Source organism: Pseudomonas anatoliensis, assembly GCF_017976235.1.
GTDB classification, from domain to species: Bacteria; Pseudomonadota; Gammaproteobacteria; order Pseudomonadales; family Pseudomonadaceae; genus Aquipseudomonas; species Aquipseudomonas anatoliensis.
The window spans coordinates 709,983-731,354 of record NZ_JACVHC010000001.1 but is presented as its reverse complement, the minus strand read 5'-3'; the positions used below and the strand labels follow the sequence as shown (position 1 = coordinate 731,354).

Genomic DNA, 21,372 nt, shown 5'->3' with positions numbered 1-21,372 from the left:
ATCCGTTTCACCACAAAAATAACAATCGAAGGAGCACACCATGAGTGTGATCATTGCCTTGGCAGCCCTCGCGCTGCTGATGCTCGCGGCCTACCGTGGCTACAGCGTTATCCTTTTTGCCCCGATTGCCGCTCTCGGCGCTGTCCTGTTGACCGACCCTTCCGCCGTCGCCCCTGCCTTCACCGGGGTGTTCATGGAAAAAATGGTCGGTTTCATCAAACTGTATTTTCCCGTGTTCCTGCTCGGCGCCGTGTTCGGCAAGTTGATCGAGCTGTCCGGTTTCTCGCGCTCTATCGTCGCTGCGGCGATTCGTCTGCTTGGCACCAGGCAGGCCATGCTGGTGATTGTGCTGGTTTGCGCCGTGCTCACCTACGGTGGCGTTTCGCTGTTCGTCGTGGTGTTTGCGGTCTACCCGTTCGCCGCGGAGATGTTTCGCCAGAGCAATATCCCCAAGCGCCTGATCCCGGCGACCATCGCCCTCGGCGCGTTTTCGTTCACCATGGATGCCTTGCCCGGCACCCCGCAAATCCAGAACATCATTCCCAGCACCTTCTTCAATACCACCGCGTGGGCAGCGCCGTGGCTGGGTGTGATCGGTACGATTTTCGTGTTCTGTGCCGGCATGCTGTTCCTCCAGCGCCAGCGCAACAAGGCCCAGCGTGCCGGTGAGGGTTATGGCACCGAGCTGCGCAATGAGCCGGAAACGGCCGAAGACCTGAAGCTGCCGAACCCGTGGCTTGCGCTGTCGCCGCTGCTGGCGGTGGGCATCATGAACCTGCTGTTTACCCAGTGGATTCCGCAGTGGTACGGCAAGACCCACAGCCTCGCGCTGCCGGGCATGGCCACGCCGGTCACCACGGAAATCGCCAAACTGACGGCGATCTGGGCGGTACAAGCGGCGTTGCTGATCGGCATCCTCATGGTGCTGGTGTTTGGCTTTAAAGCGATTCGCAGCAAACTGGCCGAGGGCAGCAAAAGTGCGGTCAGCGGCGCGTTGCTGGCCGCCATGAACACCGCCTCCGAATACGGTTTTGGCGCGGTGATTGCCTCGCTACCGGGGTTTCTGGTGTTGGCTGACTGGCTCAAGCAAATCCCCAATCCGCTGGTCAACGAAGCGATCACCGTGACCTTGCTCGCCGGTATCACCGGTTCGGCGTCCGGCGGTATGAGCATTGCCCTGGCGGCGATGTCGGAGCAGTTCATCAGCGCGGCACACGCGGCAAACATTCCGCTGGAAGTGCTGCACCGCGTGGCCGCGATGGCCAGCGGCGGCATGGACACCCTGCCGCATAACGGCGCGGTGATCACGCTGCTGGCGGTCACCGGCCTGACCCACCGCGAAGCCTACAAAGACATTTTCTGTATTACGCTGATCAAGACCCTGGCGGTTTTCGTGGTGATCGGCACTTTCTACGCCACTGGCATTGTGTGAGGTATTGATGACGACTCTTTCGGGCAAAACCGCACTGGTTACCGGCTCCACCAGCGGCATCGGCCTGGGCATTGCCCTCGCGCTGGCCAAGGCCGGGGCCAACGTGATTCTCAATGGCTTCGGCGATGCCGCCAAAGTGATTGCTGAAGTAGCGCAGTCCGGCGGCAAGGTCGGCCATCATCCGGCCGACGTCAGCGACCCGGCGCAGATCGCCGAGATGATTGCGTACGCCGACCGCGAGTTCGGCGGCGTCGACATTCTGGTCAATAACGCTGGCATCCAGCACGTCGCAGCCGTAGAAGAATTTCCGGTCGAGCGTTGGGATTCGATCATCGCCATCAATCTTTCTTCGGTGTTTCACAGCACCCGCCTGAGCTTGCCGGGCATGCGCGCCAAGGGCTGGGGGCGAATCATCAACATTGCCTCCGTCCATGGCCAGGTAGGCTCAACCGGCAAAGCGGCTTATGTCGCGGCCAAACATGGCGTGATCGGGCTGACCAAAGTGGTCGGCCTGGAAACTGCGACGAGTAACGTCACCTGCAACGCTATCTGTCCGGGCTGGGTATTGACGCCGCTGGTGCAGAAGCAGATCGATGATCGCGCAGCCAAGGGCATCGACCCGCAGCAGGCGCAACATGATTTGCTGGCAGAGAAACAGCCGTCACTGGAATTCGTAACCCCGCAGCATCTGGGCGAACTGGTGCTGTTTCTGTGCAGCGAGGCCGGCAGCCAGGTGCGTGGTGCGGCGTGGAATATTGATGGTGGGTGGTTGGCGCAGTAAGCCGCGCACCCTGTAGGAGTGAGCCTGCTCGCGATAGCGGTGGGTCAGTCAAAGCTGTATCAACTGACACACCGCTATCACGAGCAGGCTCACTCCTACAAGGGATCGATGTGCTACCTGAGCCATGTGTATGAATCAGATAAAAAGAGGCAACCAATGTCCGACATCCTCTGGCAACCCGACACCGACCGCATCGCCAAATCGCGCATGGACACGTTCCGGCGCTGGGTCAATCAGCGCCATTCGCTGAACCTTGGCGACTACCCTGCCCTGCACCAGTGGAGCATCGATCAGCGCGAAGTGTTCTGGCAAGCCATCGTTGATTTCTTCGACATCGGCTTCCATACCCAGCCCGACACCGTGCTGCGCGAAGGCACGAAAATGCCCAGCGCCGAATGGTTTCCCGGAGCGACGCTGAATTTCGCCGAACACCTGCTGCGCCGACGTGATGATGCCGTGGCGGTCGTGAGCGTGGCGGAAAATGGTCAGCGCGAGCAATTGACCTGGGCCGAACTGGCCCGCGAGGTCGCGGGGTTTCAGTCCAGCCTGCAAGCGGCTGGTGTTGGCCTCGGTGACCGGGTGACGGCGTGCATGCCCAACACCTGGCAGACCCTGGTGGCGATGCTCGCGACCACCAGCCTTGGGGCAATCTGGTCGTGCTCATCACCGGACTTCGGCACCCATGGCGTGATCGACCGCTTCGGCCAGATCGAACCGAAAGTACTGATCACCTGCGCCGGCTATCGCTACGCCGGCAAAGAGATCGACCAGACGATCAAGCTCAATGAAATCCTTGCGCAACTGCCGTCGCTGCAACAGCTGATCATCGTGCCTTACGCGCGCTCGCAGGCCCGCGTGGAAGATTATCGAACGCACGCCGATGTCACGCTCTGGGATGATTTCTACAAGCCGGGTGGCGAGCCGTTTTTCGTCCCGGTACCGTTCGCTCATCCGCTGTACGTGCTGTATTCCAGTGGCACCACCGGCGTGCCGAAATGCATCGTGCACAGCACCGGCGGCGTGCTGCTGCAACACGTCAAGGAACATGGATTGCACGTCGACCTCGGTCCCGAAGACCGTTTGTTCTACTACACAACGTGCGGCTGGATGATGTGGAACTGGCTGGTGTCGGCCCTCGCGGTCGGCAGCGCTGTGGTGCTGTATGACGGTTCGCCCTTTCACCCAGGTCCCGAGCGTTTGCTGGACCTGCTGGAAGATGAGTGCGTCAGCGTATTCGGCACCAGCCCGAAATTCCTCGCAACCCTGGAAAACAGCGACCTCAAGCCCCGCGAAAGCCATGATCTGAGCGCCCTGAAAACCCTGCTCTGCACCGGCTCAGCCTTGTCGCCGCAGAGCTACGACTTCGTCTACCGCGATTTCAAACCGGACGTCTGCCTGGCCTCGATGTCCGGTGGTACCGATATCGTTTCCTGCTTCGTTAACGGCAATCCGCTGTCCCCTGTGCGGCGCGGCGAGATCATGGGCAAGAGCCTGGGCATGGCGGTTGAAGTCTGGAACGACGCGGGTCAGCCGGTGATCGGTGAGAAAGGTGAGTTGGTGTGCACCCGGCATTTTCCGGCGATGCCGATCGGTTTGTGGAATGACCCGGATGACGAGAAGCTGCGCAAATCCTATTTCAGCCTGTTCCCCGGCGTTTGGGCGCAGGGCGATTACGCCGAACAACTGCAACATGGCGCGATGATGATTCACGGCCGCTCGGACGCCGTGCTCAATCCGGGCGGCGTGCGCATCGGTACGGCGGAGATTTATCGGCAGGTTGAAAAAGTCCCGCAAGTGCTCGACAGCGTAGCTATCGGGCAGCAATGGCAGGACGATGTGCGGGTGGTGTTGTTTGTGCGGCTTCAGGACGGTGTTGAACTGAACGAGGCACTGCAAGCGCAGATCCGCCAGGTCATCCGCGCCAACACCACACCCCGCCATGTGCCAGCGAAAATCGTCGAGGTCACGGACATTCCGCGCACGATCAGCGGCAAGGTTGTGGAGCTAGCCGTGAAAAACGTGGTGCACGGATTGCCTGTGAAAAATACCGATGCATTGGCCAATCCGGAAGCGTTGGAGCAGTTTCGGGATCGATCAGAGCTCAATGATTGAAAGCCTGGGACAGCATATTCGCAGTCCCCCCAGTCAAAACGCAGTATTACCCGGAGTCAGACGGAATTCAGCCTGATCAATACCTCGCTTTTTATGGTTTGCCCCCGGCTGGCGATGACAGCGTCGGTCATGATTTCGAAGTTTTTCTCGAATTGAGCGGGGGCCTGATCCAACTGAGCCAGCAGAGACGCCAAGACAGCAATGGAATCTGCGTTTGATACGGCATCATCACTGTTGTAAAAAGCCCCGGTTCCATCAGATTTTGGTAACCGACCCGCCGCGAGATTCAGTAATGGTGCCACGTTGAGGGCTGGGGCATCGTTTAGACGAGCAGCCTTGGCGGAAACCAGTTCAGTCTTGCGAGGGCCCGCACAAACCATCTCATGAATCAGGTCGTCTGCCACTTCACCGTAGCTAAAGCTCGCTGCATTAAATCGGTCATTAAGATGTTGAGTGCTCACTTGCAAGTATTGAAAATTATCCCGCTCCTGTAACCCGGCCTTTTTCCAATCACTATATTTGCTCTGATCAACTTGAATAATCTGGTTATCGACCTTCGCTATATCTAGAAAAAAGTTACTGATTGATGTGCCATTGAAGTCTAAACGAACAACCTCCATAACAGCCGAAAGCTTGTCGCGCGCCTTGTTCGTGCTACCTAAAAACAGACCGATGGCAAGATCAGTTTTAAGGGCAAACTGCCTCCGCGCCAAGACACTAATGGCGCTTTTCACCTTCATACCTGCTATCGACATACCATTTCGAATTACATGAATCGTGTAATCAATGGGCCGAATGCTTGGAATTAAAACCAAGCTCTTCAAGTCGAAACCATCCAGTGCCTTGCCCCAAGGATTACCGCGACTATTAAGGGCGTACCATCGTTTATTTCTGCTAACGGCGAGCACGCTTGAGATATCAACAGTGGCACCAAGTGCGCGCCATTTGCCTTTTCCGACCCGGGACAGACTGGCAGCCTTCAGCATATCGATGTATTTATGTCGCCCGGTCAATCTAAATATCTGGGCATTAGCCTTGCCCAACAACCGGGCTGCCTGATGACCAAGTTTAATTCCATTTTTTAATTGCTTTAATCCAAACCCGATGAGAAGGGGTAACGCGGCATCGATCGGATTCAAAATCGATACTGTTAGCGCCAAGCAATATTTTGCGGTTTTAAGGAGCTTGGCGGCCAACGAAATGGACTTGGCGGCAATGCCCAAAATTTTTGCTGGAACGCCCAACACCGCAAAGACAATACCGATAGCGTCCATAGTGCAACCGTAAATACCATCGACCAGTAAATCTCTATCCCCTGACCGCAAGTCCTCAACGCACTTTTTAAAAGGTATGGTCAAGTTCACAAGCCACGTCTCAAACCTTTCATATTTTTTGTCCGCCATCTCTTTATCAGTTAAAACGGTAAGACTCTCAACAAGCTCACTGACACTTCCGACAGGTCTATGCATTACAACGAAATTTGCAATATCCTCGAAATGAGGGCTGACAAAATATTGATATATGCTGTTTTTATTTTCGACGGGCCTTGTCGGCGCCAGAATGGCTCCCAGTTTTTCTATGAATACATTCATGAACCCAGTAGGACGTGAGCCATCCCCAACGTATTTTTTTACGTGCAAAGGAGCACGATAAAATTCAGGCAGCGGACCCTTACCCTCACTCCCATACACTAACCTGGCGGGTGCTTCCATTACTCCAGACGACAGCACAAAGTCTCCTAAAGCGTCGTTTCTTCGACACTCCCCGGTCATACTGAACAGCTCATAGCAGCGCATTTTATTATTATCATACGAAGCGATCATGATCACTCCATAGCGGCCTCGCGCCTTATCATTTATGTTGCAAACCTGCACCGTCCTGGAGTTAGCACTTCCTGCACCAAGAACGCCAGAACCGCTGCCTTGCGGGAACTCCTGTTTCGTATCCGGTTCGCGGACTGTAAAGAAGGCAATTGCACTCCTCCCTAGTATTTCGCGATCTTCGCGCGGCATTCCCGCCAAGCCCAACTTTAAATTAGTTTTAATAGCCCTATGAATATTGCCATGGAATTTCCGAACTTCGGTTTCGAAAACGTGTTGATTTTGCGGCAACCCTGCCAGCCCAGGGTTTGCATGCAAAATATGCGGCTCCTGGCTCCAGTTCCAGCCATGCCCGTCTAGCGTACCTTCAATGTACAAATCCAGAATCGAAGCCCTGAAGTCGGAGAAATGATGTGGCCGGAGTATTCGCTGCTCAAAAAAGTCGGTCTCGGCATCGGGTAGTGCCTGCCTCAGCGTTGCCAACGCCAATTGCTTTCGATCCGGTACGGGGGCAAACGCTGTCGCCGTGTTGACCATGGCTTCCAAAAAGGTTTCATAAGCGGCAACCGCACGATCAGAGGCAGCATTGACTGATCCCTCAAGATCACTTCTGGATATCACTTCATTGATCAACGCCCAATCAATAATTGCTTCAATGGCAAGCACACCCTGAAGCTGACCCAATGCATGACTTAGCGAATCTATATCGGCGAACTGCATGACTTCTTTGTAATCAAGGAACCGCACTCCGCCTTTGGAAATAAGTTCGTAAATGCTCACGGCTTGACAGAACGTTACCCAACCGACCGATCCCGCCTTGAGCCAGGACGGAATATTCTTTACCAGCAACCCAGGTGCTGCAGACGACAGCACAAGATGCGAAGCCAAGGGTGCCAACTTGCGCGAAACCTTTTTATTACTGACTAGATGCTCTTCAAAACCCTGGCGAATTTTTTCCAATGTTTCATCGGCTGAGCGACTGGATTCATAAATATCATAACCCGCAATTACGTTCCGCTGCTGACTGCCACCTACCTGGGAATCAAGATCAAGTATGAGCGCCGTATACAGCATTTGTGCCAGGTCTTTATTATCAAGACTCTCGCCAGAGGCGGCACCCCACCAGCCTAATGCCGCAATGTATTTTCTTGCGAGACCATAAGAAAAGGAGTTATAGATGAGCTTATGAATTACATCATCAGCATTTTCCCAGGAAATACCATCATGCAGTACAGGCCTGACCCTTTCGTATAAAGTATCAAGCAAACCTTTTCCACCTTGAACATACTGGGCGGTCATTGCACGGACCTCCTCGTATTGCGAGGCGGTCAACTTAACGCTATCAGCTTCGTGCCCCTCTAACTGTTCCCAGTAACTTTCGATTGCCTCGGGCGCGCGGTACTCCCATTTTAGAAATGCCGCTAATTTTCGGATTTGTTCTCGATCATTAACAGCTGGCACCTTCATGCCGTGAAAGCATAGCCATTGAGCATAACTAGCTTCACCAATAACCGAGGACATGAACCCACCGACTTGATCAGCAACACTCATGAAATAAGTGATATAGGGCTGGGCGTATGGATCGTAGATGACTCTATTTCGAAAGCGGATCTGATCCCAGTCATCGAACTCAGCCACCGCAGGCTCAAAAGATCGATTTGTAACAAGCACTACCCCATCGGGATGATATCGCTTGATAAAATCATTTAGTTCCCTCTTCAAGGGCTTGATCATACAGCCAAGAGAGGAGTGCTCCCGCAACGAAAACCTTTCAGCTTCTAAAGAAATCAGCTCTCCTTCTTTACTGGATACGAGCACTTCAAGCGCATCGGCAATCTCTTTACGCTCCGCCGCATCGGCAAGCAAGCATCGCTCATTATCACGCGTAGTTGAACCATCACTTTCGCTTAAAACACTTCTTGTTTTCACGTCATTTCTCCGCCCAATGTCTTTATTGTTGAAATCAACAGTACAAACATTAACCAGAGAACTGCATTTCTCAATCCGAGATTTATTAACTCAAGTTTCGCTGCCGCGGCAGATCGAGATCCACACCTTCAAAATATCAACCATTTTCACTCTGCCAACTCCCACTCTCCGAACGACTTGTCACCTCCCGCCTTAGACAAATCCAACTTGACTCGTAATCGCAAGTCATTCACAGAGTCTGCGTTTTTCAATGCCTCCTCGACACTCACCACTCCTTCTCCAACCAATTTATGAAGGGAAAAATCAAACGTCCGCATCCCCTCCACCACTGACTTCTCCATGATGACTTTAAGTTCACCCAGTTTATTATTTCTAATTAGATCGCCGATGGTTGGCGTGCCCAGCATTACCTCCACCGCAGCCCTTCGCAGTCCGTCTATCGTCCGAACAAGTCGCTGCGATACACAGGCTTTAAGATTGCTCGCCAATGCCTGCAACAACTGCACCCGACGCTCTTCAGGAAACATATTGATGATTCTTTCCAATGCCTGATTTGCGTTATTGGCGTGCAGGGTCGACAGCACCAGGTGACCGGTTTCGGCAAACGCCAGCGCATGTTCCATGGTTTCTCGGTCACGGATTTCACCGATCAGCACGACGTCGGGAGCTTGGCGCAGGGTATTTTTCAGCGCGGCTTGAAAGCTGCGCGTGTCGACACCGACTTCACGCTGGTTGATGATCGAAAGCCTGTGCCGGTGGATGTACTCGATCGGGTCTTCGATGGTGACGATATGCCCGCTGCTATGGCGGTTGCGGTGATCGATGAGCGCTGCCAGCGACGTTGATTTTCCCGAATCGGTGGCGCCAACAAACAGTATCAGCCCCTGCTTGAGCATCACGGTTTCGAGCAATACTGGCGGCAGCTTTAGATCTTCGAAACGCGGAATATCGAGTTTGACGTTGCGGATCACAATGGATACATCGTTACGCTGTTTAAAGATGTTGACCCGGAAACGGCCGATGCCGGGGCGCGAGATTGCCAGGTTCATTTCCAGATCCCGGTCGAACTCCCGGCGCTGCTCGGCGTCCATCAGGGAGGTGGCAACCGTTGCCACCTCGCCCGGTTTGAACGGGTGCTCGCTAAGCGGCGTCAGTACGCCTTCAAAACGTGCACTGGGCGGCGCGCCCGTGGAGAGGAACAGATCCGAACCATGACGACTCGCCAGTTGTTTGAGCAGTGCATCGATTTCCATGGCTAAAAGCACCTGCGAAGCTTGCAATGAACAGAGAGGACCCGCGCCGTGACGCCGCGAGCCAATGCGCGTCTATCAGACTAGGATAGTAGACGCCGCCCTACCGACTGACGCTCAGGATGCAACGATGAACGCTGTACCAACCAGCAACGACGCCCAGGCACTGATTGCCCATACCGATTGGAGCCGCAGCCCTCTGGGCGCTGCTGGCACCTGGCCGCAGAGCCTGCGAACCGCCGTGGACATCGTGATTCACTCGCCGATGCCGATGTTGCTGATGTGGGGTCCGGAGTTGACGCAGATCTACAACAATGGCTTTGCCCTGCTCGCCGGGAGCAAACACCCACACGCTTTCGGACAGCCGGCGCACCAGATATGGCCAGAACTTCGAGACTTTACCGACCCGATTTACAGCGCCGTCCTACAAGGTCAGGTACGCACCTACAGCGAACAGCGCTTCACCCTGCAACGCGATGGCAAGGATTCAGACTTCTGGCTTGACCTGACGTACAGTCCGATCCGGGATGAACGTGCACAGGTGGCCGGGATCCTGGTCACCGCGATTGAAACCAACGAACGGCGGCGCATCGCTCTGGAGTTGCAGCAGCGTTCGGACGAGAGCCTCAGGGTTCAGCGCGACACCGAAGAGCGACTGCAACTGGCCCTCGCCGCCACCGATGCGGTTGGCACCTGGGACTGGGACATCGGTGAAGATCGCTTTATTGCCGACGCGCACTTTGCCCAGTTGCACGGCATTGACCCGGCACGCGCCGGGCAATTGCCCATCAGCGATTACCTGAACGGCGTTCACCCCGAAGACCGTGCGCTGGTCGCCCGCAGCATTAAACATTGCATCACCCACGGCACGGAGTACGCCGAGGAATACCGCTTGCTGATGCCCGGCGGCGAGCAGCGCTGGGTATTCGCCCGCGGCCGTTGCTACAAGGATCACCATGGCCGGCCGGTGCGTTTTCTTGGCGCAGCGCTGGACCTGACAGAGCGCAAACAAACTGAACAGGCGTTGCGCCAGAGTCAGACCGAATTACAGCTGATCATCAACGCCATGCCGATCCTGATCAGCTATGTCGACCACGAAGAACGCTTTCGCCTGAACAACGCGGCGTATCTCGACTGGTACGGTCTGACGCCGCAAGAGCTTTACGGTCGCACTATTCGCGAGGTGATCGGCGAAGAAGCCTATTTCCTGCGTTCGCCGTACATCGGCGAGGCGCTGGCCGGACGGCCCTGCTCGTTCAGCCTGTACACGCCGCATCGCGACGGCAGCACCCGGCATGCGCTGATGAACTACTTGCCCCGCCACGGCGCGGACGGCGCGGTCAACGGTTTCTACATCTTTGTGATCGACGAGTCAGAGCGCAAGAAAACCGAAGAGGCGCTGCGCAATCTCAACGAAACACTTGAAGAACGCGTCAGCGCTCGCACCGAACAATTGGCCCAAGCCAATGAGCGCTTGCAGAACGAGATGTTCGAACGCGAGCGCGCCGAAGATGCGTTGCGCCATGCGCAGAAAATGGAAGCAGTCGGTCAGCTCACCGGCGGCATCGCCCATGACTTCAACAACATGCTCACCGGGATCATCGGCAGCCTCGACCTGATGCAACGCTACATCGCCAATGGTCGGGCCGACGAAATCGGGCGTTTTACCGAAGCCGCTGTATCGTCCGCCAACCGTGCCGCTGCGCTGACCCACCGCTTGCTGGCGTTTTCACGGCGCCAGTCACTGGATCGCAAAACCCTCGACGTCAACGCGCTGATCCATTCGCTGGAAGATCTGATCCGTCGCACCAAGGGCGATCCGATCGCGCTCACGTTGCGCCTCGCCGAAAACCTCTGGCCGGTCAGCACCGACGTCAGCCAATTGGAAAACGCCCTGCTCAACCTGGTGATCAACGCCCGCGACGCCATGCCCGATGGCGGTGAATTGCTGATCGAAACGGCCAACGTTTATCTCGACGGCAATGACATCACCACGCTGGAACCGGTCAAGGCCGGCGATTACCTGATGCTGGCGGTCAGCGATAACGGCAGCGGCATGACCCCTTCGGTGCGCTCCAAGGCATTCGATCCGTTTTTCACCACCAAACCTATTGGCCAGGGAACCGGTCTGGGATTGTCGATGATTTATGGTTTCGCCCAGCAATCGGGCGGCCATGTCAGCCTCGACAGCCTGCCGGACCAGGGTACTTGTGTGCGTCTGTACTTGCCGCGCTTGCATGGCAGCGAGCCGCAAAGCCCGGAGGCTGACCGCGTTGAGCAACCTGCGCCCATCGCCGCCGGTGAAACCGTGATGGTGGTTGAAGACGACCCGGCGGTGCGCATGCTGGTGCTCGATTTGCTCAGGGAGTTGGGCTACACCGCCTACGAGGCCGAAGACGCCAACACGGCTCTGCCGGTGCTGGAATCGAATGTACGCGTCGATCTGCTGGTCACCGACGTCGGACTGCCGGGCATGAACGGTCGGCAACTGGCGGAAATCGCTCGCCAGCATCATCCGGGGCTCAAGGTGCTGTTCATGACCGGGTATGCGCAGAAAGCCGCCGAGCGTCAGGGCTTTCTCGAGGATGGCATGGACATGGTGGCCAAACCGTTTTCGAATGAGCTGCTGGCCAGCAAGATCCGCACGATGATCAGCCAGACGCCTTGAGTTGAGGCATAATCCGCGCCCCGCCGTCACCCCGTTATCAGGTACCGCACGATGAAAGCCCAAGCCCGCCACATTCTGGTGAAAACCGCCGAAGAGGCCGAACAGCTCAAACAACGCATCGCCAAGGGTGAAGCGTTTGATGTATTGGCGAAAAAATTCTCGACATGCCCGTCCGGCAAACGCGGCGGCGATCTGGGTGAAGTCCGGCCGGGGCAGATGGTCGGTGCGATTGATGCGGTGATCTTCAAGAAGCCACTGCGCACGGTGCATGGGCCGATCAAGAGCAAGTTCGGGTATCACTTGGTGCAGGTGTTTTACCGGGATTGAGCTTCACACGTTCCCTGCTTGAACACCCTCCCTGTAGGAGCTGCCGAAGGCTGCGATCTTTTGATTTTGTTTTTTTCAGGATCAACATCAAAAGATCGCAGCCTTCGGCAGCTCCTACAGGGGTTGTGGTTCAGGTTCTGGGGATGAGTGCTCCGGGGATCTGAATCACCTGGCTTGCCAATCGATGGCCAGCCTCGGCCGCATCGACAGGGCTTGCCCCCAGCAACCGACTCGCCAGATAAGCCGCACTGAACGAATCCCCCGCCGCCGTGGTGTCCACCACCTTCTCGACTTTCTCTGCCGGCACTGCAAAGGCCTCACCGTCACAACGAATCAGGCACGCCTCGGCGCCGCGCTTGAGCACCACTTCTGGTGTGCCAATCTGCGCGTAAGCCTCGAACACCGCGTCGCAGTCACTGAAGCCAAACAGCGCCTGCTCGTCATCCACGGTCAGCAACGCCAGATCGATGTGCGGCAACACGCTGCGATAAGCCGCACGTGCCTCTGCCACTGACGCCCACAGACGTGGCCGGTAGTTGTTGTCGAAGACGATTCGCGCATCACGCTGGCGAGCGTCGATCAGGGTCTGGATCAGTCTTTCCCTGCCCTGCGCGCCGAGCACGGCCAGGGTGATGCCGCTGAAATACAGCACGTCGTAATCCGGCAGCGCTGCCAAAATCGGCTCGGCTGCCGGGGTGGTGAAGCAATCGCGGACGGCCGCCTCGTTGCGCCAGTAGAGAAAGCGTCGCTCGCCGTTGGCGTCGGTCTGGATGCAATACAGACCCGGCAAGCGTCCGGGCAGACGCTGCACGAGATCGAGGCCGATGCCTTCGCTCGACCAACTCTGGCACATGGCGTCGCTGAAGCTGTCATCGCCCAGCGCAGTGACGTAGTCGACTTGCGCTTTGTCGCCCAAGGCGCGCGACAGGTAGACGGCGGTGTTGAGGGTATCGCCGCCGAAGCTTTGCTGCAGGCTGCCGTCGGCGCGCTGCTGGAGTTCGATCATGCATTCGCCGATCAGGGCGATGCGTGGGGTGTTGGGGCCCAAGGGGCTGAGGGTGGTCATTTTTTTATGGTGTCTCTGGTTGATCGATGGTGTCTGATCTGGCCCCATCGCGAGCAGGCTCACTCCTACAATTTGAAATGCGATCCCCTGTAGGAGTGAGCCTGCTCGCGATAGGCCGCAACTCGGTCTAAAGCCCTAGAAACACGTCTCCATGGTTTCGATCACCGCCAACTGCTCATCCACCAGCAAGCCCACACGCCACTTATCGAACGTCAGGCATGGGTGCGATGTACCAAAGGAAATGATGTCACCAACGCGCAGCTCAACGCCCGGTGCCACCGTCATGAACGCATGCTGATCCATCACTGCCGTGACCTTGCACGCGCCAACGTCCTCGCCCACCGCCGGCACCACGCCGGCCCGATAACGCAGCAGCGGCACCGGCAGCCCGGCGTCGTACGCCACGTCACGCTTGCCCAGTGCAATCACCGCAAAACCCGGCTCCGGCAGCGATTGCACGTGCGCCCACACTTCCAGCGCCGGACGCAGGCCTTCGTGCAGATCACTGCGACGATCGAGCACGCAACATTGCGCCTCTTTGTAGATGCCATGGTCGTGCGCCACGTAACTGCCTGGACGCAACACGCTGAGGAATCGCCCAGCAGCGTTCTGGGCTTCGAACGATTCGGCAATCAGGTCGTACCACGCCGAGCCCGAGGCCGTAATGATCGGTTTGGCGATGGCAAACGCGCCGCTGTTCTGCAACTGCACAGCCAGACGTACCAATGACGCGGCGAATTCGCGGATACCGCTGACCGCATGATCGCCGTGGATCACGCCCTCATATCCTTCGATACCGGTCAGTGCCAGCGCCGGTTGCGCGCTGATTGCCTTGGCCAACTCGATGACTTCCTGTTCGCTGCGGCAACCGCAACGACCACCGACCACGCCGTACTCGATCATCACGTTGAGCTTCACACCGCGCGAAGCGAAGTAGGCGCCGAGGTCGGCGACGTTGTCCGGGTGATCAACCATGCAATAGAAGTCGAACGACGGATCCGCCAGCAGATCGGCGATCAGCGCCATGTTCGGCGTGCCGACCAATTGGTTGGCCATCAACACGCGACGCACACCGTGGGCGTAAGCCGCGCGGGTTTGAGTTGCACTGGCCAGGGTGATGCCCCACGCGCCAGCGTCGAGCTGACGCTTGAACAGCGCCGGAGTCATGCTGGTCTTGCCGTGGGGCGCGAGTTCGGCGCCGCTGTCGCTGACGAATGTCTGCATCCAGCGAATGTTGTGCTCCAGCGCTTCGCGGTGCAGCACCAGCGCCGGCAGGCTGACGTCTCGCGCCAGGTGCGCGCCGATGGCGGCGTCGCCCTTTTCCACAGCAGTATTGATGGCAGTCGTCATGGTCAAACTCCTCGCATTCATTCGCGGCCGCAGGCAGCCGCGGTTATTCGTTGATGCGCCGGGCGAGGCTGTTGGCGCTCTCGATCAATACCCGGCGATAGTCGTCGTAATTGTTCCTGGCATCGGCCCGTGGGGCGACGATGCACAATGTGCAAATGGCTACGCCGGAAGGGTCTTTGACCGGTGCGGCGAAGCAGTGGGTGAAGGTGTCGGCGACGCTGTCGAAGGAGAAGAATCCATCGATGCCGGCCTGACGGATTTCCGCCAGAAATCGCTCCAGCGGCAAGCGCTCGCCGTCGGGCAGGATGTAGTCGTCTTCGTCGATCAGGTCGATGATCTGTTGATCGCTCAGATGCGCAAGCAACAGTCGTCCGGAAGCCGTCCACGGGATCGGCGCGTTTTCGCCGATATCGGAAGAGATACGGAAATGCCGCTCGCCCTCCTTCATCAACGCCACCGTGTATTTGCGCCCGTTGAGCAGGCACATTTGCGCGGTTTCGCGGGTCTGGCTAACGATCTCCTGCAAGGCATGATCGGCCTCGCGACTGAGGTCAAAATGGCGCAAATGCGCCTGCCCGAGAAAGTACAACTGCCGGCCCAGATAGACATGACCGTCCTTGCCCACCGGCTCCAGAATCCGTCGTTCCAGCAGGGACGCGACGAGTTCGTAGACCGTGGATTTCGGGCTGCCAATGCCGTTGGCGATGTCGTTCGGACGCAGCGGCTGGCCGATCTCCTTGAGGAAATCGAGAATATCGAACGCTCGATCCAGACCTCGTGCCCGGCGCTTGATGGTGTCTTCGGTCATGTCAGCACTCACTCAAAAATCTCCATGTAGGAGCTGCCGCAGGCTGCGATCTTTTGATCTTGCCTTGTGACATATCCAAAAATGCCAAAAGATCGCAGCCTTCGGCAGCTCCTACAAGAGCCACCGTCGATCAGGCCTTTTTCTTGTATGCAATGCAGTCGATCTCAACCTTGCAATCAACCATCATGCTCGCCTGTACACAGGCCCGCGCTGGCGCGTGCTCCGGTTTGAAGTACTCGCCAAAGACCTTGTTGAAACTGCTGAAATCCCGTGGATCATCCAGCCACACCCCGGCGCGCACCACGTCTTCCAGGCCATAACCGGCCTCTTCGAGAATCGCGATCAGGTTCTTCATGGTCTGGTGGGTCTGCTCGACGATGCCGCCAACAATGATCTCGCCATCCACCGCCGGCACCTGGCCGGAAACGTGCAGCCAGCCATCAGCTTCAACCGCGCGCGCGAATGGACGAGGCTGGCCGCCTGCGGCGGTGCTGCCGGTGCCGTAACGAGTAATGCTCATGGGTGTTTCTCCTGATAAAAATTAAAACCGCGTGTTTTTGAGGAACTCAGCCAGACGCGGCGATTGCGGGCGTTCGAACAGTTCCTTGGGAGGCCCCTGCTCTTCGATCCGCCCCTGATTCATGAATACGATTTTGTCCGAGACCTCGAAAGCGAAGCGCATCTCGTGGGTCACCAGCAGCATGGTCATGCCGTCTTCGGCCAGGCCCTTGATCACGTTGAGCACTTCGCCAACCAGTTCGGGGTCGAGGGCTGAAGTGACTTCGTCGAACAGCATCAGGCTCGGGTTCATCGCAATCGCCCGGGCAATCGCCACGCGCTGTTGCTGGCCGCCAGACAACTGGCCGGGAAAGTGATTGCGGCGCTCCAGAAGGCCGACCCGCTCCAGCCATTTCTCGGCCAGCACCACGGCTTCGTCCTTGTGCATTTTCTTCACCTTGAGCAGGCCCAGGGTGACGTTCTGCAACGCGGTCAAATGCGGGAACAGGTTGAATTGTTGAAACGCCATGCCGGTCATCGCGCGATGACGAGCGATGACTTTTTCGCCATGCCGCACGCGTTTGCCATTGATCTCGTCGTAGCCGATGGACTCGCCGTCGAGCAGGATCTGCCCGCCCTGAAACTCTTCGAGCATGTTCACGCAGCGCAGCAACGTGGTTTTACCCGAGCCGCTGGAACCGATCAGCGTCACGACGTTGCCGCGTTGCATGCTCAGGTCGACACCCTTGAGCACTTCGACCGCGCCGTATTGTTTGTGCAGACCGCGAATATCCAGCAGCGGCTGGCTGTTTGCAGCGTTGGAAAGTTGAGCTTCAGTCATGGCAAGGCCACCCGCTTTTCAATGTGCCGGCCGAGTAATTCGATGCCGTAGTTGATGACGAAGAACAGAAAACCGGCGAACAGATAGAACTCCAGTGTCATGAAGGTCCGGGCGATGATCTGTTGGGTGCTGAGGAGCAATTCGGCCACGCCGATGACCGAGAGCAAGGTCGAGGCCTTGACGATTTCGGTGGACGAGTTGACCCACGTCGGCAGGATCTGCCGCAGCGCTTGGGGCAACAACACATAGCCGAGCGACTGGTAAAACGTCAGGCCAATCGCCTTGCCCGCTTCCATCTGCCCGCGCGGCAGCGCTTGCAATGCACCGCGCACGATTTCCGCAACGTGTGAGCCGCAGAACAGCGTCAGCCCTAACGCACCGGCCTGAAACGCGCTGATCTGCCAGCCGGCCGCCGGCGCCATGTAGAAGCAGGCCAGCACCAGCACAAACACCGGCGTCCCGCGAATGATGTCGACGTAAAACCGAAACGGCGCACGCATCCAGAATCTGCCGTAAGTCAGTACCAGACCGGCGACAACACCGAGCAACGTGCCGAACAAAATCGCCAGCGCCGACACCTGCACGCTGGTCAGAAAGCCCTGCCACAAGGTTTCGCGGGCAATCCACAATTCATTCAACCAACTGGGGGATTCGTACATCACAGCCTCCTATCGGCGGATCGCCAGACGCTGCTCGAGGTAACGCAGCAGCATGGCGATGAGGTAACAGGCCGCGACATACAACGCCGTAGTCACCAGCCAGGTTTCGATCACCCGGTAGCTTTCGACGTTGATCTTGCGCGCGTAATAGGTCAGCTCCGGCACCGCAATCGCGGCGGCCAGCGAGGTGTCCTTGAACAGCGAAATGAAGTTGTTCGACAGCGCCGGCAAGACGTTGCGCAGCATCACCGGTACGGTGACGTAGGCCTTGACCTGCCATTCGCCGAGGCCGATCGCCAGCCCGGCTTCGCGCTGCCCCTTGGGAATGCTCAGCAAACCGCCGCGGAACACTTCGGTCAGGTAGGCGCCGGCATACAACGACAGCGTGATGATGAACGAGGGGATTTTGTCCAGCCGAATCCCGAGACTTGGCAACGCAAAGTAGATCAACAGAATCAACACCAGAATCGGCGTGTTACGGACCACCGTGACGTACACCGATGCCAGCACCCGCAAGGCGCGATGCCTAGACAGTAAGGCAAACGCCATCAGCAGGCCGATCACGCAGCCGATGGCGATCGACACCAGTGCCAACTGCAAGCCCAGACCGAGCCCCGCCAGCAAGGTGTCGAAATCGCGCCACACGGCGGCAAAGTTCAACTGATAGTTCATGGTCAGCAGTACCTTGAGCGGGGCGATTTGAATCGCCCCACTCTCACGGGATCATTTGAATTCGACTGGGAAACCGATCGCGGGCGATGGCAGGTCAACGCCGAACCATTGCTTGAATGAAGCGGCGTAAGTCGGGAACTCAACGCCGGTCATGGCCTCATGCAACGCGGTGTTGACGAAGTTCAGCCAGTCCTGATCGCCGCGTTTGACCGCGCACGCGTAGGTCTGTGGGCTCCACGCATAGGTCGGGCTGCGATAACGGCCAGGGTTCTGCACCATCAGGTATTTGACCGAAGACTGGTCGGTGGCGGCCGCATCGGCGCGACCGGAGTTGACTGCCTGATACATCAGATCAACGCTGTCGTACTGATCGACCTTGGCTTTGGGCAGTGCCTGATGCACCAGTTCTTCGGCGTAGACGTTTTGCAGAACGGCAACAGTGACGCCATCACCTCCCGCCTGCAGGTCTTCGATTTCCTTGTACTTGCTGTTGTTCGGCAGCAGCAGGCCGACGCCTTCGCGGTAATACGGCAGGGTGAACGCCACTTGCTGCGCTCGGCTGGCGGTGACAGTGATGAACTGACAGCTCATGTCGACCTTGTCGGTCAGCAGGTTGGGGATCCGCGCATCGGACGACTGCACGACGAACTCGACCTTGCTCGGATCGTTGAACAAACCCTTGGCCACAATCCGGGCGATGTCGATATCAAAGCCCTGCAACTTGCCATCCGCCCCCTGGAAGTGCCACGGCGCATTGGTGCTGCCGGTGCCGACAATCAATTTCCCACGGGCCAGAACACTGTCGAGCTTGCCATCGGCTGCCTGGGCCATACCCATGACAGCGGACGAAGCCGCGAGAACAAAAACACACGCTTTGAACAAGGAAGGTCGGCGATGCATGGCAAGCACTCCAGGATGATGTTTATTCCGCTATACCGGAAGACGGTTTGTTACTACGGAATAGACAGCAGAAAGTGTGCCACAGGACTCGCGAGGAATCTGCAATGGATTTAAATGTTTTTGGAATCAGGGACATGCACAAATTGCAGAAAAGAGAGTTACGCAGGATTTGGTGCCGGGGCGCTACCATTGGCTACAAGGTGCGGGTAGCGGCTTCCCATTTGGTGCTCGGTGGTCCAATAACGTGCATTGCTGAAGGGTATGGAGTCGTTTAAAAGGGAGGTCAGCGTTTGACCGCGCTTTCGTAAACATCACCCCGCTCTCTTTTGCCATTTTGTAGGCCGCCCCCCGATCCTCTGAGGCGATCTGCGGGAACATGCGGATTAATCAGTCGATCCTTCAGCTTTTTTTGGCGACATGACGTTGCGTGGTTGCGTCAGTCCTTGCGACAGCTTTGCACCATTCCCCGTGGGCGGTCACTTCGAAGCTGCGCGGTACCCATGTAGGAGCTGCGGCACGCTGCGATCTTTTGATCTGTTTTTTTAAACCAACGTCAAAAGATCGCAGCGTGCCGCAGCTCCTACAGGGTTTTGCGTCGTTCAGGGGACCTGTGGGAGCCAGCCTGCTGGCGATAGGGTCAGCGCAGACAGTCAGATTTACGCAGTTTCACGCACCAACAACACCCGCGTCACCCGCCGCTCCTCGACCGCTTTGACTGTCATCTGCCAGCCGGCATATTCCATTCGATCGCCCTTCATCGGTAACCGATCGAGCAAGCTCATCACCAGCCCGGCCATGGTCTGATAATCCTCGGTGGGCTCGGCGCCGAAACCGGTGCGCTGACGCACACGCGTCAGGTTCAATGCACCGCTGACGATGAATCCGCCCTGCTCCTCGACCACGTCCGGGCCTTCGATTTCGCTGGCATCGGGCAGCTCGCCGGCAATCGATTCGAGGATGTCAGTCATGGTCAGCACGCCGACAAAGTCACCGAACTCATTGACCACAAATGCAATGTGGGTCGACGCCGCGCGCATCTGTTCCAGCGCGTTGAGGATCGAATAGCTGTCGAGCAGATTGATCGTCTTGCGCGCCAGGTGTTCCAGATTCGGCTCGGTACCCGCCAGGTATTCCTTGAGCAATTCCTTCTTGTGCACGAAGCCCAGCGGTTCATCCACGGCGCCATCACGGATGAGCGGCAGACGCGAGTAGGACGAGTGCATCAACTTGGTACGAATCGCCTCGGCATCGTCTGCCAGGTCAATACTGTCGACGTCGGCCCGCACGGTCATCAGCTGGCGGATCGGCCGCTCGGCCAGTTGCAGCACACCGCTGATCATCACTCGCTCGCGACGGTCGAACAGCTCGGCGCTCGGCGCATCACCGTTGTCCAGCAAATCGGAAATCTCCTCGCCGACTTCCTCCGCCGCCAGTGTGCGACCTCCCAGCAGACGCATGACCGCGTGGGCGGTGCGCTCACGAATCGGGCGCAGGCCCTGCATCGAGCGTTTGCGTCGAGCGCGGGCGATCTGGTTGAACACCTCGATCAGGATCGAGAAACCGATGGCCGCGTACAAGTAGCCTTTCGGGATGTGGAAGCCCAGACCTTCAGCGGTCAGGGCAAAACCGATCATCATCAAGAAGCCCAGACACAGCATGATTACCGTCGGGTGCGCGTTGACGAAGCGCGTCAGCGGCTTGCTCGCAACGATCATCAGGCCAATGGAGATGATCACCGCGATCATCATCACTGCCAGCTCGTCGACCATACCCACAGCGGTAATCACCGCGTCGAGGGAGAACACGGCATCCAGCACAACGATCTGCGCAACGATCGGCCAGAACAGTGCGTACGCCGTGTTGCTCGTACGCTCGCCGACATGGCCTTCGAGTCGTTCGTGCAACTCCATGGTGGCCTTGAACAACAGGAACACACCGCCAAACAGCATGATCAGGTCACGGCCGGAGAAGCTCTTGTCGAACACTTCGAACAGCGGCTGCGTGAGGGTGACCAGCCAGGAAATACTCGCCAACAGGCCCAGGCGCATGATCAGTGCCAGCGACAGACCGATGATCCGCGCACGGTCACGCTGATGCGGCGGCAGTTTGTCCGCAAGAATTGCAATGAACACCAGGTTGTCGATACCCAGCACCAGTTCCAGCACGATCAAAGTCAACAAGCCTAACCAGGCCGTGGGATCCGCTAACCATTCCATAAAACGTCTCGATCTCTATTCAGTTAATTCAGACTGCCGGACA

At 57.4% G+C, this 21,372-nt stretch carries 16 protein-coding genes; 5 read left to right on the top strand and 11 right to left on the bottom strand.

Annotated features, from left to right (window positions below; genetic code table 11):
* Positions 1-40: 40 nt before the first annotated feature.
* From ICA16_RS03220 to ICA16_RS03210, 3 genes are all read left to right on the top strand, one after another.
* Positions 41-1,432, top strand: coding sequence for a GntP family permease (locus tag ICA16_RS03220; protein ID WP_150615464.1), 1,392 nt, complete (start codon positions 41-43; stop codon positions 1,430-1,432).
* Positions 1,433-1,439: 7 nt separating this feature from the next.
* The gene (gene hbdH / locus ICA16_RS03215) at positions 1,440-2,213 is read left to right on the top strand and encodes a 3-hydroxybutyrate dehydrogenase (RefSeq protein ID WP_210552857.1); all 774 of its coding nucleotides are present in this window, start codon (positions 1,440-1,442) and stop codon (positions 2,211-2,213) included.
* Between the two features lie 156 nt (positions 2,214-2,369).
* On the top strand, positions 2,370-4,325 hold the full coding sequence (locus tag ICA16_RS03210) for an acetoacetate--CoA ligase (protein ID WP_210699915.1): 1,956 nt from the start codon (positions 2,370-2,372) through the stop codon (positions 4,323-4,325).
* A 56-nt stretch (positions 4,326-4,381) separates the two neighbouring features.
* Here ICA16_RS03210 and ICA16_RS03205 read toward each other — a convergent pair whose 3' ends face one another.
* Both ICA16_RS03205 and ICA16_RS03200 read right to left on the bottom strand, forming a co-directional pair.
* On the bottom strand, positions 4,382-8,074 hold the full coding sequence (locus tag ICA16_RS03205; RefSeq protein ID WP_210699914.1) for a hypothetical protein: 3,693 nt from the start codon (positions 8,072-8,074) through the stop codon (positions 4,382-4,384).
* 146 nt (positions 8,075-8,220) lie between these two features.
* Positions 8,221-9,327: a PilT/PilU family type 4a pilus ATPase gene (locus tag ICA16_RS03200; RefSeq protein ID WP_210699913.1), complete on the bottom strand. Its 1,107-nt coding sequence runs from the start codon at positions 9,325-9,327 to the stop codon at positions 8,221-8,223.
* A 127-nt stretch (positions 9,328-9,454) separates the two neighbouring features.
* Here ICA16_RS03200 and ICA16_RS03195 point away from each other — a divergent pair, with 127 nt between their 5' ends.
* Complete coding sequence (locus tag ICA16_RS03195) at positions 9,455-11,992, top strand: PAS domain-containing hybrid sensor histidine kinase/response regulator (RefSeq protein ID WP_210699912.1); 2,538 nt, start codon at positions 9,455-9,457, stop codon at positions 11,990-11,992.
* Between the two features lie 51 nt (positions 11,993-12,043).
* Positions 12,044-12,319 (top strand): peptidylprolyl isomerase, encoded by a 276-nt coding sequence (locus ICA16_RS03190; protein ID WP_007912322.1) that lies wholly within the window; start codon positions 12,044-12,046, stop codon positions 12,317-12,319.
* Positions 12,320-12,449: 130 nt separating this feature from the next.
* Here ICA16_RS03190 and kdgK read toward each other — a convergent pair whose 3' ends face one another.
* From kdgK to ICA16_RS03145, 9 genes are all read right to left on the bottom strand, one after another.
* Positions 12,450-13,385 carry a 2-dehydro-3-deoxygluconokinase gene (kdgK, locus tag ICA16_RS03185; RefSeq protein WP_150602453.1) on the bottom strand — a complete coding sequence of 312 codons (936 nt, stop codon included), beginning with the start codon at positions 13,383-13,385 and terminating at the stop codon, positions 12,450-12,452.
* 135 nt (positions 13,386-13,520) lie between these two features.
* On the bottom strand, positions 13,521-14,735 hold the full coding sequence (locus tag ICA16_RS03180) for an amino acid deaminase (RefSeq protein WP_210699911.1): 1,215 nt from the start codon (positions 14,733-14,735) through the stop codon (positions 13,521-13,523).
* A gap of 43 nt (positions 14,736-14,778) precedes the next feature.
* Positions 14,779-15,543: an IclR family transcriptional regulator gene (locus tag ICA16_RS03175; RefSeq protein ID WP_150602502.1), complete on the bottom strand. Its 765-nt coding sequence runs from the start codon at positions 15,541-15,543 to the stop codon at positions 14,779-14,781.
* Between the two features lie 130 nt (positions 15,544-15,673).
* Complete coding sequence (locus ICA16_RS03170) at positions 15,674-16,063, bottom strand: RidA family protein (protein ID WP_007912330.1); 390 nt, start codon at positions 16,061-16,063, stop codon at positions 15,674-15,676.
* Positions 16,064-16,084: 21 nt separating this feature from the next.
* Positions 16,085-16,882 (bottom strand): amino acid ABC transporter ATP-binding protein, encoded by a 798-nt coding sequence (locus tag ICA16_RS03165; protein WP_210699910.1) that lies wholly within the window; start codon positions 16,880-16,882, stop codon positions 16,085-16,087.
* Positions 16,879-17,541, bottom strand: coding sequence for an amino acid ABC transporter permease (locus ICA16_RS03160; protein ID WP_150615455.1), 663 nt, complete (start codon positions 17,539-17,541; stop codon positions 16,879-16,881). The genes ICA16_RS03165 and ICA16_RS03160 overlap by 4 nt, the downstream gene beginning before the upstream one ends.
* Before the next feature lie 9 nt (positions 17,542-17,550).
* Positions 17,551-18,213, bottom strand: coding sequence for an amino acid ABC transporter permease (locus ICA16_RS03155; protein ID WP_126362776.1), 663 nt, complete (start codon positions 18,211-18,213; stop codon positions 17,551-17,553).
* A gap of 51 nt (positions 18,214-18,264) precedes the next feature.
* Positions 18,265-19,113 carry a transporter substrate-binding domain-containing protein gene (locus ICA16_RS03150; RefSeq protein WP_150615454.1) on the bottom strand — a complete coding sequence of 283 codons (849 nt, stop codon included), beginning with the start codon at positions 19,111-19,113 and terminating at the stop codon, positions 18,265-18,267.
* 656 nt (positions 19,114-19,769) lie between these two features.
* Positions 19,770-21,329, bottom strand: coding sequence for a TerC family protein (locus ICA16_RS03145; RefSeq protein ID WP_150615453.1), 1,560 nt, complete (start codon positions 21,327-21,329; stop codon positions 19,770-19,772).
* Positions 21,330-21,372 lie beyond the last annotated feature (43 nt).

What these genes read in the sequence shown, in the direction of transcription:
- ICA16_RS03190 (WP_007912322.1), top strand. Translation starts at nt 12,044, where the DNA reads ATGAAAGCCCAAGCCCGCCACATTCTGGTGAAAACCGCCGAAGAGGCC.
- hbdH (WP_210552857.1), top strand. Translation starts at nt 1,440, where the DNA reads ATGACGACTCTTTCGGGCAAAACCGCACTGGTTACCGGCTCCACCAGC.
- ICA16_RS03170 (WP_007912330.1), bottom strand. Translation starts at nt 16,063, where the DNA reads ATGAGCATTACTCGTTACGGCACCGGCAGCACCGCCGCAGGCGGCCAG.
- ICA16_RS03175 (WP_150602502.1), bottom strand. Translation starts at nt 15,543, where the DNA reads ATGACCGAAGACACCATCAAGCGCCGGGCACGAGGTCTGGATCGAGCG.
- ICA16_RS03150 (WP_150615454.1), bottom strand. Translation starts at nt 19,113, where the DNA reads ATGCATCGCCGACCTTCCTTGTTCAAAGCGTGTGTTTTTGTTCTCGCG.
- ICA16_RS03180 (WP_210699911.1), bottom strand. Translation starts at nt 14,735, where the DNA reads ATGACGACTGCCATCAATACTGCTGTGGAAAAGGGCGACGCCGCCATC.
- ICA16_RS03155 (WP_126362776.1), bottom strand. Translation starts at nt 18,213, where the DNA reads ATGAACTATCAGTTGAACTTTGCCGCCGTGTGGCGCGATTTCGACACC.
- ICA16_RS03210 (WP_210699915.1), top strand. Translation starts at nt 2,370, where the DNA reads ATGTCCGACATCCTCTGGCAACCCGACACCGACCGCATCGCCAAATCG.
- ICA16_RS03160 (WP_150615455.1), bottom strand. Translation starts at nt 17,541, where the DNA reads ATGTACGAATCCCCCAGTTGGTTGAATGAATTGTGGATTGCCCGCGAA.
- ICA16_RS03195 (WP_210699912.1), top strand. Translation starts at nt 9,455, where the DNA reads ATGAACGCTGTACCAACCAGCAACGACGCCCAGGCACTGATTGCCCAT.
- ICA16_RS03165 (WP_210699910.1), bottom strand. Translation starts at nt 16,882, where the DNA reads ATGACTGAAGCTCAACTTTCCAACGCTGCAAACAGCCAGCCGCTGCTG.
- ICA16_RS03200 (WP_210699913.1), bottom strand. Translation starts at nt 9,327, where the DNA reads ATGGAAATCGATGCACTGCTCAAACAACTGGCGAGTCGTCATGGTTCG.
- ICA16_RS03145 (WP_150615453.1), bottom strand. Translation starts at nt 21,329, where the DNA reads ATGGAATGGTTAGCGGATCCCACGGCCTGGTTAGGCTTGTTGACTTTG.
- kdgK (WP_150602453.1), bottom strand. Translation starts at nt 13,385, where the DNA reads ATGACCACCCTCAGCCCCTTGGGCCCCAACACCCCACGCATCGCCCTG.
- ICA16_RS03220 (WP_150615464.1), top strand. Translation starts at nt 41, where the DNA reads ATGAGTGTGATCATTGCCTTGGCAGCCCTCGCGCTGCTGATGCTCGCG.